This window comes from Paenibacillus sp. RC67 (assembly GCF_030020805.1).
Classification (GTDB): Bacteria; Bacillota; Bacilli; order Paenibacillales; family NBRC-103111; genus Paenibacillus_S.
In genome coordinates, this window is sequence record NZ_CP125098.1 from 6,846,552 (window position 1) to 6,860,978 (window position 14,427).

Genomic DNA, 14,427 nt, shown 5'->3' on the forward strand with positions numbered 1-14,427 from the left:
CGGCATAGCCGGACTTATAGAGCCGTTGGGATGCTTTCTGTGGACTTAAACAGCTTTTGAGCCCGAGGATCCTGCAGCCAGCAGACTACCGTGTGGCCGCTTGAGACCTTCGTTTGCTCCGGCTGATGCAGCTCGCATACTTCCATGGCATAAGGGCAGCGAGCGGTGAACGCACAGCCGCGAGGTGGAGCGAACAAATCCGGAGGCGTCCCCGGAATCGGCGTCAGCGGCTGCGTACGGTCCGTGTCCAAACGCGGCATCGAAGCCAGCAGCCCCTTCGTATACGGATGCTGCGGATCGTGGAACAGCTCTTGCACAGTCCCGCTTTCCACGATTTGCCCAGCGTACATTACTGCCACACGATCGGCAATTTTGGCTACAACACCGAGGTCATGCGTGATAATAATGATAGAAACCCCGGTTTTCTTCTGAAGCATTTGAAACAGCTCGATAATTTGTGCCTGAATCGTGACGTCGAGCGCTGTGGTTGGCTCATCAGCAATAAGGATAGAGGGGTTGCACACCGCTGCGATAGCAATCATCATCCGTTGTCTCATGCCGCCGCTGAATTCATGCAAATACTGCTTCATCCTCATTTCCGGGTTTGAGATCCCGACAAGTCCCAGCATCTCCACGGCTAGCTTACGCGCTTCCGAACGGGGTATTTTCTGATGGCGGATAACCCCCTCCATGATCTGCTCACCTATCGTAATCGTAGGGTTCAGAGCAGTCATGGCGTCTTGGAATATCATCGCGATCTCGGAGCCCCTAAGCTCGCGCAGCTGCTTCTCCGTAAGCCGTGTCAGCTCCTTACCCTCAAAGCGAATGCTGCCCTGCGTAATCTTGGACGTTCGCTCAGGAAGCAGCCGCATGACACTGCGGGCCGTAACGCTCTTGCCGCAGCCGGACTCGCCAACAATAGCAAGAGTCTCGCCTTGGCCGAGCTTAAAGCTGACGCCGCGGACCGCCTTCACCTCGCCTCCGTGAGTAGTGAAGGATACGTGCAAATTTTCCACTTCCAATCGCATCGTTGAACTGTCCTTTGTGGGCATTTGCCTTACCTCCTCTGCTTCGGATTCATTGCATCCTGTAGGCCATCGCCTACCAGGTTAAAGGCGAGCATCGTTATCGAAATAAAGAATGCCGGATAAAACAACCTCCACCAATGGCCGGACAAAATCGTCGGCAGCGCATCATTCGCCATAACGCCCCAGCTTGCCAATGGCGGCTGAATACCTAGTCCCAGGAAGCTCAAGAAAGCTTCCGCGAAGATAGCCGACGGAACGGAGAAAGTGACCTGTACGATAATGACGCCAATCGCATTCGGCAGTAAATGCTTGCGGATAATATAACTGGCACTTCCTCCAAGCGTTCTGGCCGCCAGAACGTACTCCGAGGTTTTTAGCGTAAGCACCTGTCCGCGTACGATTCGCGCCATGCCGGTCCACCCAGTTGCACTCAAGGCAACGATGATCGTTAGCAGACCCGGTCCCATCACAACCATGAGCAGAATGACAATCAGCAGGTACGGAACCCCATACAGTAGATCGACGAATCGCATCATCACATTATCAACTCGGCCTCCCAGGTAACCGGCGATGCCGCCGTACACCATACCGATGATGAGATCGATTAGTGCGGCCATCAGCCCGATAAATAGGGAGATTCGAGCACCATACAAAATTCTGGCGTACACATCCCGCCCAAGCTCATCGGTTCCGAACCAATGCTCGGCCGTTGGCTTCTGGTTGGCATCCAACAGCGACTGCTTGGAATAATTGTGATCCGTTAGCAGCGGACCGAATATAGCAAGTAAAGCTACCATTACAATGATAATGAGTCCAAGCATTGCCAGCTTATTGCGGAGCAATCGAAGCCAAGCCTCCTGCCAGAACGATAGCCGGGGTCTCACAATGGCTTCTGCCGCACCTAACTTTTGTGTCTTAGGGACAAATAATGAATCGGGTACGCTCATCGTTATCCCTCCTTCCTGTGCAGCTTGATGCGGGGATCGATCAATCCGTAGGCGATATCCACCAGGAACATCATGAACACGAGCAGAGCACTATAGAAGACCGTTGTGCCCATAATCAACGAATAATCGCGATTATTAATGCCATCGACGAAATACTTTCCCATACCCGGAATGGCAAAAATTTTCTCAATAACGAAGCTTCCTGTCAGCACGTTTGCCACCAAAGCACCGAGCAGCGTAACAACCGGCAGAATCGCATTGCGCAGCGCATGCTTAATAACAATCGTTGCAGGGGAGAGCCCCTTCGCCCTTGCCGTTTCGATATAATCTGCTGTGAGCACCTCCAGCATGTTGGCTCGTGTCAGCCTAGCAATAATCGCCAGCGGGCCAGTAGAGAGCGCAAGCGCAGGCAGGATGACATGCTTCCAGCTTCCCCATGTGGCAACCGGCAGCAGCTTCCATTCCACCGCCACATATTTGATCAGCATTGTAGCTACGATAAAGTTAGGCACCGCGATACCGATGACCGCGAAGATCATCGCCAAGTAATCGATCATTCCGTTGTGCCGCAGCGCAGCTACTGTTCCTAAAGCTACGCCGCATATAATGGCGAAGAGAATTGATACCAGCCCGAGCTGGAGCGATACGGGAAATCCTCTGTCAATCATCGAATTAACCGAGTCAGGAAAATGTCCTATCGACGGTCCGAGATCCAAGGTCAGAAGCGATTTTAAATACATCAGGTACTGAACAGATACGGGCTTGTCTAAATTGTAAAATTCCATTAAATTTTGCACGGCCGTCGGATTCGAATTTCTCCCTTCCTTCTCAAAAGGAGAACCGGGAATGGTATGCATTAGAAAAAAAGTAACCGTAATGATAAGCCACAGTGTGACAATCATGGAAAAAAATCGGCGAACCATATATTGCGCCATGCTATCACCCGCTTTTTAACAGAATGTAGTTTTCATCGCTAGCTCCGTCATCACAATCATGGCCTGATAAGCCTCCAGCATGTTTTTCGCTTGAAAGGTAACCACAGGACTATTCGTATCTATCGTAGTTCCCGGCATCAAATGCGCCCACTCTGCTTGACCATAATTTGCAAACTCTATAGAAAGCACCGGCTGGTCCGGCGGCTGAAGCGGCTTAACCCTGTCACGGTTATCCAGCGCATCTTTCGTCTTCTCTCTCAGCAGCTGACCGCTTTTCTCCGGCGTTAGACAGACTGCCGCTGTCCGCGAAATCCGCTTCTTCACGATCGCGGTCGTAACACCCGGTATAAGCTCCTCAGCTTCCACAGCCGTCTCATCATCCCCAGCGACTAGCAGAACTGGAACTCCGTAATAGCCAGCAACGAATGCATTCAGTCCCATCTCTCCGACTTCCATTCCATTGAGGAACAAATTACGCACGCCGAAGATCATCGTATGGCTGAGCACCCCCGGCATGCCGGCTCTTGAGTGGTAGCCCAGGAACGCGGCACCTGCGAAGGAGGAATCCAAGCCCTGCACCATGGAAAAAGGTTTTACATCGCCCATGATCAGCTGTGCTTCAGGATGCAATTTCTCGATAAGCAAATTGTTCATTTTCGAATGGCTATCGTTGACAATGACTTCCTTGCAACCCTGATCGAAAGCAGCCCCAATGACATGATTAGCCTCTTCCGTCATCCTATGCTGCCCGCGGGTGTAGTTATACTGCTTGGAATCTACAAAAGTAGCGTCCACCAGCCCGGTTATGCCTTCCATATCGATGGAAATGTACATTTTCATCCGATTGCCCTCCAATAATTGAGTATGAAAAAAACCCAGCAAACAGCATCAGAAACAAATTTCTGATATCCGTCTGCTGGGTTTTATTTACGGGTATGTTGCCATACGGATAAATAAAGCAGCCTACACTGTACCGGAAGGCAGGTATCCTGACTCTTCCCGGCCGTTAAGTGCTAATTTATATTTTTTTTGCGCGTCTTTATAGGCTACGATCAGCGCCTTCTGAGAGGATCCATGATATCGCCGTCGTATCTCATCAGCTACCGAATCAAATTGCAGCATGTCATGACCGATAAAGATGGTCCGTACAAACTCCGAGGTTAACGGAATGGTTGAAGAGCATCCGGCATCGATAATTTTATGATTTGTCGTATCCACGACCAGCCCTATAAAAAAAGCGTTGAACTGCTGCGTAATCGGATTGTTCACCGACACCTGGGCATCGCCGATAATATAGATTGTATCTTTGTCGTACTGCATTAAGACCATCTCCTTATTAGCCTTCCGTCCGATTTCCGTACGGGATGTAAGGAAGGGGCGCTTCCTACGACCGCCGGAGGCCGAAACACTAATGATGTAATATAGTCTAACATCACATTAACACGTTTGTAAATATCTAACCTCTGGTAAAGGTCAGACTACTTTATAAAGCTTTCAAGAAGGTCTCATACAGCAGCCCCGCCAATTCTTCCTCTGGTCGGAAATAGGCCCCATCGCCCTTATCGCCGCGGCACACGCCGTTCATAATTAGGATAAAGCCCCAGCGCTGCTCCTCATGAAAATACATATCGCTAAGCAGCCCGTAAGCGTCACCTGCATGCCCGACAAGCCATTGTCCCGGTATCAGCTCGTTAGTTCTATGAAACTGAAGTCCACTATGCTTGAAAAAGCCTTCATGCCGATACCCTGTCCAATGTGCAGAATGCATGAGCTTTGCTGTCTCCGACCGTAAAATTCTCGCTCCTTCAAGGCAGCCATCACCCGCATGTGCCTGCATAAAACGGGTCAGATCATCTACGGTTGTACGAAGTCCGCCCTGCGGGCTGAACAGCGATCCGTTAGTACCCGGAACATAGCTGCTGTAATCGGTAAGAATCGGTTGTTTGCCCATGAAATCATCCATACCGACTTGATAACGGTCATCTTCCTTTAAATATTCATAGAGGACGGCTATGTCGTCCATCTTTTGTGCAAAATCGCCAAGGTGAAAGCTTGTGTCATTCATTTGAAGGGGCTCGAATAGATGCTTGCGGCAGTACAAATCGAATCGTCCGTTCGATAATTTCTCAACCGCAGCAGCCATTAAAACAGCTCCCAGATTAGAGTATTCGAAGCCATCCGTATCCCCGGGCTTTCCATTTCCCCATAATCGATCAGTGTAATAAGCTCCGCCTTCCAGCACAAGATCCGCTAGCGTTAGGGTCGGAGGATTCTCATTACGAGAATCGATGACGAAGCGAGCATATTCATCCTGCAATCCGGAGGTATGGGTCATCAGATGACGAAACGTTAGCGGTAGCTCAGGATGGTTTGGATTTCGCACCTGAATACCGAGGATGTCTCCAACATCCTGATCGATACTGCATAAGCCGCGCTCCACAAGCTGCATGAAGGCTGTCGCCACAACCGTCTTCGAGATAGAAGCGATGCGGAATATCGTGCGGTTCGTCACCGGAATCCTGCGATCCAAGTTGGCCCATCCGTAACCGCCGCTCCAAACCATTTGTCCATCGCGAATGACCGAAGCCGCCAAGCCTGCGATCCGGTGCTTTTCCATCAGCTGCCGAATTGCTGCATCCCACTCATTCAAAGGCAGCTCACCTCACGTGCTTTATAATCTAAACCCGCCACCGTTGTAAACCCTTTCAAGCTACTCTATATAATAATACCGAATAATGTACCATCGGTAAATATTTTATCGAAAATAAGCTTAATCCATGATCTGGAATTCCAATGTTTATCCATATTTCGCCCTCTAATATCAATAGAAGCAAGCCTTATCCAACACTCTCTATAAAAAAAGCCGGACAGGAGCTTATCCTGTCCGACCATTGAACTTACAACCTAGGGTCCATCTCTTTTTCCTTCGCTACCTCGAACAGCAGACTCGCCGCGATTTCCTTATACGGCTCGTGATCCGGAGCAATGTCATCGAACTTGATCGCCAGCAGAGCTTGACCTAGCCGATGTTCTTTCGTATGCAACAACCTACGCTTTCCCAGCCCCCTTATCTCCCAGCAGCGAATTCAGCTGCTCCAGCAGATTGCCCCCGCCGGTCAACGAAATCGTGCCGATCTTCTCACAAATCTTCTCCAGGAACTCCAGCTCCTTCAACCGATACAGCGTCATGTTCTCATCCATCAGCTTAGCAGTATTCAGCAGGCTTCTCGTGGATGCCGTCTCCTCGCGCCGGGTGATGATGTTGGCCTGAGCCTTTTTCTCGGCAAGCAATACTGTGTTCATGATTTCCTTGATATCTCCTGGTAAAATAATATCCTTGACCCCTGCGGACAAAAATTGGACGCCATATTCATCACTCTTCTCATTCAGCCTCGACAGAACGAAGGCCGCGATCTCCTGCTTCATTTTCAACAGGTCATCGAGCTTTAAGGTCCCTACATATTCCCGCAAAATAAGCTGCAATTGAATATACAGCTGTTCTTCGAAGGACTTGATCGCAAGCACTCGCAGAGGGTGTATGGTTCTGTATTGGCATACGAAGTTCAATCGCAGCGTTACCTTGTCCTCCGTCATCATTTCTTGTCCGGTCATATCCAGCTGCTGCTGGCGCAAATCTACCGTTTTGACCGCTACGGAGACTGGCCCCTTCCAGAAGAAATATTTCCCTGGCTGGAGCTCCTTCTGCATCACATGGTTGTAGAACAATACGCCGGATTCGTGATTAGCCACCTCGAACGTCTGAACATAACCGACGAGCTTCGGTAATAATGCCATATCGACCTCAGCCGGTATTTCAGCGTTGCGAATATCGATCCGGATATAGGTATGCTTCTTAAGAACATTCCAGAACGCATAGCTCCCTGCGGTCAAAAGAGAGATAAACTGGCCGTTCTCGTAATGCAGGACATATTCGTGATCCTGGACCTGGACGACATCTAGCTCCTGCAAGAGCATCTCATCCTGCATAAACAGCTGCAAATCCTTCCCCTGTACATGAAAAGGTTTCGTTATATTAAGAACCTGAACCGTATCCTCTGAAAACGATGAGAATCGGTAAGTGCCTGGCTGCAATAGTTTGGCATAGCTTCCTTTACGGAACAGCAGCCCGCGCTCGTCGGTTTGAATATTGACTTTTTTAAACATAGTATTTCCTCCTTAAGCAGGAACTTAAGCCTGCCTTTGATTGATGACTCTGGAAGGGAAGTCCTCCTGCAGCGTAAGACGGAATCTCGTTTAAGACTTGTGCTGTGCGAGCCATTGTGCTTCTGCCTTAGCAAGATGAAGATTGGTCCAGGTGCAACCTGCCTCATCTTACCTCAGCGTCAGCCGTTGAGCGCGAACGCCACACGCCGGTATCCACGGATTGCTAAGCCCTGCTGCAGTATGCGTAGGAAGCCACTGAGGTTTCCCTTTCCGGTCATCCCTAACTAATTTGTTTCAGCTCGAGTGAAAGTCGAGTGCCCTACCTCGGGCAATATCGTCCCATGCGATATGGGGAATCGAACCCCTGTGAGGAATTGAGCCGAATGGGTCAAACAGCATACAAGCATATAGGATACGCCTGCACTGCCGGACTTCTGCGATGTCCGAGCCTAGGAAAGCCCACCGTGCGTCAACCCGTACCTATTGTCTCTTATTTGAATCCATTCGAACATGGCGAAAGTATTACGACGAGGAGAAAAAAGGGATTAGTTTTGAGAATCCGGAGGAGGAAATACCTGGAGTTAATGCATTGTGATATATAGATCGATATAACCATTGGTTCTGACGCTGAAAATAGCCGATCAGCAAAAAAAGGAGCTATCGGACAGCATTCATTACAGTCCGAAGCTCATTTAGCGCAAGCTCACGCTCTTTTATTACCAATAAAGCCCCCACTCCTTCAAACAGCGCGCCAATGCTTCTACGTAGAAGTAATCTCCCCACAGATTGCACTCGTCGACGCCCAAGCCGTGAGGCTTGCTATACATCGGCATGCAGCAGCAATCCGTTGGATTCCCTTCCTTTACTGGTAAGAGTTCTGAACGAATCTATTTTTCAGATCATAAATTAACCCTTAACCGCACCCACCATAACCCCTTTGACGAAAAAGCGCTGCAGAAACGGATACACGCACAGGATAGGCAAAGTGGCGACCATAATCGTCGCATATTTGATTGTTTCTCCGATCTGAAACTGATCGCCCCCAGCACCGGACGACATGCTGTCAGTAGAGTTGGAGATCAGAATTTCACGAAGAATGATTTGCAGCGGGAACAGCTCCCGGTCCCTCAAGAAAATCGAAGCATAAAACCAGCCGTTCCATTTATCCACCGCATAATAGAGCGCAATAACGGCCATAACCGGCAGAGACAGCGGGATAATAATTTTGAACAGCAGCACGAAATGGTTGGCGCCATCGATCTTGGCCGATTCCTCCAACGCTTCCGGTATCGATTGGAACGAGGTTCTCATAATGATCAAATTAAACGTATTAATTGAAAAAGGAATAATGACGGCCCATAAGGAATCCAGCAGGCCTATGCCTTTAACTATCAAATACAACGGGATCAGTCCACCGTTAAAAAACATGGTTAACAGAACCATGAACATGATCGTCTTACCCCAGAACAGATTTTTACGGGAGAGCACGAAAGCGCCCAGCGCCGTTAGGATAAGATTAAAAGCTACACCTACAATAACGATAAACAGTGTATTTCCATATCCGACGAGAATCGAAGCATTGGCAAATACCAGCTTATAAGCTTCCAAATTAAAGCCTAAAGGCTTTAGCAGTAAACCTTGATGGGCAACAATTTGATTCGCATCGCTGAATGAAGCGAATGTGACATGCAGCAGCGGATAGATTGTTACTATAATGAGAGCGGATAGAATGATATAAACCGCAGTATCGAATACCAACTCACCCGGGCTCCGCTTGATTTTCATCCATTAATACCTCCTTATTCGATGAGTTTAGTAGTATTTATGTGTGAGAAGGACCGATGATATAAAGAATTACCACAAGCTGTTTTCCGTCACCTTTTTACTGATTCGGTTGGCCACAATAAGTAGCACCAAATTCAATACCGAATTGAACAATCCGACAGCCGAGCTGTAGCTCCAGTTGAACTCAAGTAAACCTTTTCGATATACGAAGGAAGAAATCACGTCAGCCGTCTCATAGGTAACCGAATTGTACAGCAGAATGATTTTCTCGAAGCCTACGTTAAGCAAATTACCCATCCGCAGGATAAACATGATGACAATGACTGGCAAAATGCCAGGAAGCGTAATGCGCCAAATCTGCTGAAGCCGTGAAGCTCCGTCTATACGGGCCGCCTCATACTGTTCCTGATCGATGCCTGTCAGCGCCGCCATATAGATGATGGATTCCCATCCGATCCGCTGCCATATTTCCGACAGAACGTAGATCGTCCGGAACAGCTCCGGCTTTTGCAGCATCGCTTGGCCGTCTCCGCCGAAATAGGTCATAGCGAGCGTATTAAGAAACCCGCCGCTGTTCGTGAAATCCTTGATCATCCCGCAAATGACAATCATAGAGATGAAATAAGGCATATAGGCAATCGACTGAGCCGTCTTCTTGAACGTCTTGTTCTTTACTTCATTAAGCAATAAAGCAAGCAGTATCGGCATCGGAAATTCGAAGCAAAGCGAATACAGACTGATGAGAAGCGTGTTTTTAAAAATCCTCCAAAAATAATAGCTGCTGAAAAAGTTCTGAAAATGGGCTAAGCCCACCCACTCGCTCCCCAGAATGCCTTTCATCGGGGTATAGTTCTTGAATGCAATAATGGCTCCGTACATCGGTGCATAATGAAACAAGAGATAAAACGCGAGAACAGGCAGTACCATAAAGTACAAATATTTATTCTGCCTATAATCCTTCACAATGACCGATCGCAGCGTCGGGGCTGCTGAAGGCTTCCTTATCGCGCTTACCTGGATCTCCTTGTTCATGGGTAAGCCCTCCTGTCTAAAAATGGTGCGGGGAGAAAGACCAACTTTAGCTCACTCCCCACAGCAGCATGTTAGCGTTTGTTATAACGATCCAAAGCCCCTTTTTGAATCTCAAGGGCACGATCGATTTTGAGCGATTTCATCTTGGCAATATATTTATCGAAGGACTCAACCGGCTCAGCACCAAGGATGATTTTCAAGGACATTTCATCCACCAACGTCTGAATATCGTTCATAATCGACGCGAACTCCGCACTCTCTTCAGGTGATGTGGAGATTGGAGGCATGGTGTATTTCTCTGCATCCGTATTGGACCATATCTTGATAGCTTCCTTCTGCTCCGGCATCGTCAGGTACTGCTCAATGTAGCGCTTATCCTGTACGAACGGGCCGTTATAGCCGCCACGAGCATACAGAGCCAGAGCTTGAGCCGGAGCCAGCTTGTCCGGATTGTTCATGATGAGATCGGTATATTTAGGGTAATCGCCTTCCATTTTGTAGCTGGTACCCTCGATACCAAAGTTAAAGAACAGATTACCTTCCTTGCCATAGGCATAATCCAGCATGCGAACCGCTTCCTCGATATTTTTGGATTGAGCCGAGATAGCTACGCCACCAACGGTGACATAGGCAAAGTCTTTTTGTCCAAATTTCGCTTTATCTCCCTTATTCACTACTGGGTAAGGAGCAGGCACCAGCTGCGCTTTAGGGTCCTTCTCCTTCAGCAGTGGCTGCCATTTTCCGATCCCTGCACCGGAGTTAAAGATGCTTGCCCCGCTGCGTCCGGAGGTCATGTTGGAATCCATCGTTTTGGTATCTACGGTCGCCACGTTCTTGTCGATCAGCCCTTCTTGGTACCACTTGCGGAAGGTCGTCAGGAATTCCTTGTACCCTGGCTCCATCGGACCGTATTTTACTTTTCCGTTATCCAGATAGTAGCCCTTGATGACCCCGTACGAGCCGATAAATCCTCCGCCATCCAAACCGAATAATGCCGACGGCACTCCCAGGAACGTAAGCGGTGCGGCAATGCCTTTCTTCTCTTTGAAGGCCTTCAATGTCGTGTACCAATCATCCATGGTGACAGGAACCGGAAGACCTAGCTCGTCCAGCCAGTCTTTACGAATGATCGGCCCTTGGTACGTCTTAAGCAAATCATCGCCACGAATAAAAGGAAACACATAATAGCTGCCGTTATCGGTCTTGATCTGCTTGTCTACTTCAGGGTGATCCTTCAAATATTGCTTCAAATTAGGCGCATATTTATCGATGGCATCGTTTAATTTGAGAATGTAACCGTCATTGATCGCTTTCTCGGGACCACCCGGGAAATCCTTACCCCAAGAATATTCCATCATATCCGGGAGCTCGCCTGAAGCCAGCAGCACATTGAGCGCTTCCTTAGCTTGATTGGCTGGAGGCTGCGTAAATTTCAGCTTAACACCCGTCCGTTTTTGCCACTCTTGAAAAAAAGGAACCTCAGCAAACGTAGGCTTGACGCTCTGTATATTCGCATTCATTTCGGACCAGTAGGTTAATGTCTTATTCGTCTGGATCGGGTATCCTTCGAACTTGGCTGTCCCCGTTCCGGAATCCTTGCCGGTTTGTGCAGCGGAGCCCCCTGATGAGGAACAGCCGGCAATTAAACTGCCCATCATCGTCAACGCGGCAAAGCTAACGAGCATTTTGGTTTGTTTCATCTTTTCTTCGTGCCTCCTATATATGATGTATTTCTTATCTAGCTGTCGGCAGCGGGTACTGCCTCTCAACACGTTTTATTATCCTTCGGCTGCTCTGTTATGCCTATAGCGTAAAGCTCCAAACGCATTGATAAAATGAGACCAGAGATTGACGATATCGCCAATCGCATTGACATTTTGTCCAAAAAGGCCGAATATCACCATGTTAGAGCCTGTTCTCTGCCATTCCGATTACGAATACGCTGTCTTATTAAGCCACAAAAAAGGAGGGCGTAAACGTCCCCCCATCATTCCATTTCCTTATATTTGCCCGGTGTGATCCCCTCGTATCTTTTGAAAACGCGAATGAAGGTGGCTGCTTCGTTGAAACCTACCTGCTTCGCCGTATCGGAAACCGGAACCTGATTCTCCCGAATCAGCCTTTTGGCTTGATCAATTCGGTACTTATTGATGTAATCGAGCAGCCCCTCGCCGGTTTGTTCTTTGAACAATTTGGATAAATAGCTCGACTTCATATCGAACTCGTTGCCGATCATGCTCACATTCAGATTGACATCCGCATAATGCCCCTCGATGAACCGAATTACATCGTCAGCCAGCTCGCGCAGCGACTGCGTCTTCTCTTTGGACACTTTGGTCTCCAGCTTGGCGGCAGCATAAGAGCACACCTCATTGAGCAGGTTAACGAGCTCCTCTTGCATCTCCTTAATCGTATCGCTGGCAATAATCTTCTGCATCCAGTTCGGATTGCTGGCCAGAAAGCTGTCCTCCATTCCGCCAAGCTCATTAATCGTCTTGATCATCGTACTGATTAAGTTAAACATGAGGCAGCGGGCAAGAGTCAGAGAAAGGAGAGGCTTGCCGAAATTTCGCTCGGTGACTTCTTGAAGCACGACTTGGGCTTTATCGAAATCGCCGATCTTTATAAAATTAATAAGCTGCTGCTCCACCTGAAGCGGATAAAAGTAACCCAATTGATTCTCATTCAACATATCCTTCTGGATTTCGTCATAAGAGATGATTTCTTGTTTCCCGAGCACCATCTTGTACTCCATCGCATCCAGCGCTTCCTGGTAAGCCTGGGCGACACCAGCCAATGTATGATGGATACCGCTTATAGATAACGTCATCTCCACTTTGTACCGCTGTATCAAAAATTGCTGAGCCTCCAGAGCAATCCAGCTCAGATCCTCTTTGGTCTGCTGCGCATTCTCTTCTGCAAAATTGATAATGCAGGTCAGCATATCATCCGCTTCCGCTACATAGCCGTAGTGATGCCTTTGTCCGACAAGCTCCTCCACCACGTTGGTGAGAATGAATTGGAGGAGACGTCGTTTCTCCGTCATATCCATCCCAGGAAAGCTGGAATAAAACGCTTCATGATCCTCGATATAAAACATAATGACGGCAAAGCGATCCGATTGCAGCTTGACCTGGAACGTCTTAAGCGCTTCATTCAGCGGAATATGGCTGTCCAGCTTGCCTTTGAGCAGTCTGGTGAGCATATTCGAGCGCAGCATATGGTTCTGCTTCTGCAGCTGCAGTTGGATGCTCTCCTTCTCACTCAGCGTATTGGATACAGCACGATGAATAAAATTCAGCTCGTTCCAATCCGTCCGCTCCTGCATCGAAGCTCCATTGCCTGATAAAGTCTGGACAAGCCTATGAATCGGGGAATAATTGCGTCGGAGGAAGAACCAAGTCAAGAGCCCCGCTCCAACGATACTTATGAGAATACTAATATAGGTAAAGCGCCGTACGTATTCCGCCTTTTCCCAATACAGCCGACTAGGAATAACGGACACATATTTTAGCTTAGAAACTCCCGATTTAATATAAAAGATTTCGTCTTCTCCGCTCTGCTTCTTATCATAAAACATCCCACTCTCCCCGTTCCCGAGCTGATGAAGAGCAGAAGGAGCGAGTCCTTCAGATGTATTCGAGATCAGCACCTCATTGTTCTCATTCAGAACAAAAACCTGACCCGAGCTGAACCATTGGATGTTCTCAATAGCTTTGAGAAATCGGGACGTATCCGCCATAATGACAACGGTTCCTGACGGCTTGGCTCCCGCTCCGAGCGGCAAATGCGTGATATAAGCAAGAGACTGTCTGGGTTCTGCGGCATCCACTCTGGGCAGTAAGACGAAATCGTTGCCTTTTCGTATGGTATTAAGCCACTGTTCGTACCCTATACGGCCCGTATTATGAATCGTGTCGAAGGCAGTCAAGAAGTCTCTGACGCTTCCCGGCCGCAGCACGGACTCCTCCTTATCCCAAGTCACATAAAACTCATCGATGGAGGCGTAGGAGCTCTGATACATTCGGTAATCCTGGACAACCTGATATGCGGTATATTGGGCCTCACTAAAAGGACGGTTGGAATACATTAAATCCTGCAGCTTCGTATTCCACGAAACCTCCATATTCAACCGCTGCATATGATCAAGCTGGGTATCGATAGTATCGCGCACTTGCTTGAGAAGTGTATCGTTAGCTCTATGAATCTCGCTCTTTAGAGCCTCGCTCGACTGCCAGTACACAATAAGACTCATCAGAATCGGAACAAACAAGACCGTACTGTAAGAAATGATCCATGTAAAAACAACGCTTTTTCGCTTCCACCATAATTTTCTCAAGTTCAAAGCCGTTCTCCTCCAAGCGAAAAGGTTCCTCCGTTCTTCTGACAAGGATGTATCAGAATTAATCTCCATTTTTACATAATTCTCATGGATTAGTAAATGTCTTTTTGTTAACGGCGTGAATATTCTAGCAGCTATTTTTATATGGCAAAATAAAAAACACCCTTTGTGGGGTGTTCAGCGTTGTCGAGAAA

12 protein-coding genes are annotated in these 14,427 nt (G+C 48.2%); all 12 read right to left on the minus strand.

Features of this window, described 5'->3' with window-relative positions:
* Positions 1-14: 14 nt before the first annotated feature.
* The 12 genes from QMA13_RS31015 to QMA13_RS31070 all read right to left on the minus strand — a co-directional run bounded on the left by QMA13_RS31015 (position 15) and on the right by QMA13_RS31070 (position 14,236).
* Entirely contained in the window at positions 15-1,052 is a 1,038-nt protein-coding gene (locus tag QMA13_RS31015; protein WP_282937493.1) for an ABC transporter ATP-binding protein, read from the minus strand.
* Positions 1,053-1,057: 5 nt separating this feature from the next.
* The gene (locus QMA13_RS31020; protein WP_282937494.1) at positions 1,058-1,975 is read right to left on the minus strand and encodes an ABC transporter permease; all 918 of its coding nucleotides are present in this window, start codon (positions 1,973-1,975) and stop codon (positions 1,058-1,060) included.
* A 2-nt stretch (positions 1,976-1,977) separates the two neighbouring features.
* Positions 1,978-2,910 (minus strand): ABC transporter permease, encoded by a 933-nt coding sequence (locus QMA13_RS31025; protein ID WP_282937495.1) that lies wholly within the window; start codon positions 2,908-2,910, stop codon positions 1,978-1,980.
* A gap of 15 nt (positions 2,911-2,925) precedes the next feature.
* A complete protein-coding gene (locus tag QMA13_RS31030; protein WP_282937496.1) occupies positions 2,926-3,750 on the minus strand; it encodes a M55 family metallopeptidase in 825 nt (274 codons plus the stop codon).
* A gap of 123 nt (positions 3,751-3,873) precedes the next feature.
* Positions 3,874-4,230: a DUF3870 domain-containing protein gene (locus QMA13_RS31035; protein WP_282937497.1), complete on the minus strand. Its 357-nt coding sequence runs from the start codon at positions 4,228-4,230 to the stop codon at positions 3,874-3,876.
* Between the two features lie 163 nt (positions 4,231-4,393).
* Positions 4,394-5,560, minus strand: coding sequence for a serine hydrolase domain-containing protein (locus tag QMA13_RS31040; RefSeq protein ID WP_282937498.1), 1,167 nt, complete (start codon positions 5,558-5,560; stop codon positions 4,394-4,396).
* Between the two features lie 247 nt (positions 5,561-5,807).
* Entirely contained in the window at positions 5,808-5,954 is a 147-nt protein-coding gene (locus QMA13_RS31045) for a hypothetical protein (RefSeq protein WP_282943710.1), read from the minus strand.
* 4 nt (positions 5,955-5,958) lie between these two features.
* Positions 5,959-7,074, minus strand: a complete 1,116-nt coding sequence (locus QMA13_RS31050; RefSeq protein WP_282937499.1) for a slipin family protein — start codon at positions 7,072-7,074, stop codon at positions 5,959-5,961.
* Positions 7,075-7,980: 906 nt separating this feature from the next.
* A complete protein-coding gene (locus tag QMA13_RS31055) occupies positions 7,981-8,859 on the minus strand; it encodes a carbohydrate ABC transporter permease (protein WP_282937500.1) in 879 nt (292 codons plus the stop codon).
* Between the two features lie 69 nt (positions 8,860-8,928).
* Entirely contained in the window at positions 8,929-9,891 is a 963-nt protein-coding gene (locus tag QMA13_RS31060) for an ABC transporter permease (protein ID WP_481858058.1), read from the minus strand.
* Positions 9,892-9,962: 71 nt separating this feature from the next.
* Positions 9,963-11,591: an extracellular solute-binding protein gene (locus QMA13_RS31065; RefSeq protein WP_282937501.1), complete on the minus strand. Its 1,629-nt coding sequence runs from the start codon at positions 11,589-11,591 to the stop codon at positions 9,963-9,965.
* A gap of 287 nt (positions 11,592-11,878) precedes the next feature.
* Positions 11,879-14,236, minus strand: a complete 2,358-nt coding sequence (locus tag QMA13_RS31070) for a helix-turn-helix domain-containing protein (protein ID WP_282937502.1) — start codon at positions 14,234-14,236, stop codon at positions 11,879-11,881.
* Positions 14,237-14,427 lie beyond the last annotated feature (191 nt).

Excerpts from the sequence above, each read along its gene's own strand:
- QMA13_RS31015 (WP_282937493.1), bottom strand. The coding sequence starts at position 1,052 with ATGCCCACAAAGGACAGTTCAACGATGCGATTGGAAGTGGAAAATTTG.
- QMA13_RS31020 (WP_282937494.1), bottom strand. The coding sequence starts at position 1,975 with ATGAGCGTACCCGATTCATTATTTGTCCCTAAGACACAAAAGTTAGGT.
- QMA13_RS31025 (WP_282937495.1), bottom strand. The coding sequence starts at position 2,910 with ATGGCGCAATATATGGTTCGCCGATTTTTTTCCATGATTGTCACACTG.
- QMA13_RS31030 (WP_282937496.1), bottom strand. The coding sequence starts at position 3,750 with ATGAAAATGTACATTTCCATCGATATGGAAGGCATAACCGGGCTGGTG.
- QMA13_RS31035 (WP_282937497.1), bottom strand. The coding sequence starts at position 4,230 with ATGCAGTACGACAAAGATACAATCTATATTATCGGCGATGCCCAGGTG.
- QMA13_RS31050 (WP_282937499.1), bottom strand. The coding sequence starts at position 7,074 with ATGTTTAAAAAAGTCAATATTCAAACCGACGAGCGCGGGCTGCTGTTC.
- QMA13_RS31055 (WP_282937500.1), bottom strand. The coding sequence starts at position 8,859 with ATGAAAATCAAGCGGAGCCCGGGTGAGTTGGTATTCGATACTGCGGTT.
- QMA13_RS31060 (WP_481858058.1), bottom strand. The coding sequence starts at position 9,891 with ATGAACAAGGAGATCCAGGTAAGCGCGATAAGGAAGCCTTCAGCAGCC.
- QMA13_RS31065 (WP_282937501.1), bottom strand. The coding sequence starts at position 11,591 with ATGAAACAAACCAAAATGCTCGTTAGCTTTGCCGCGTTGACGATGATG.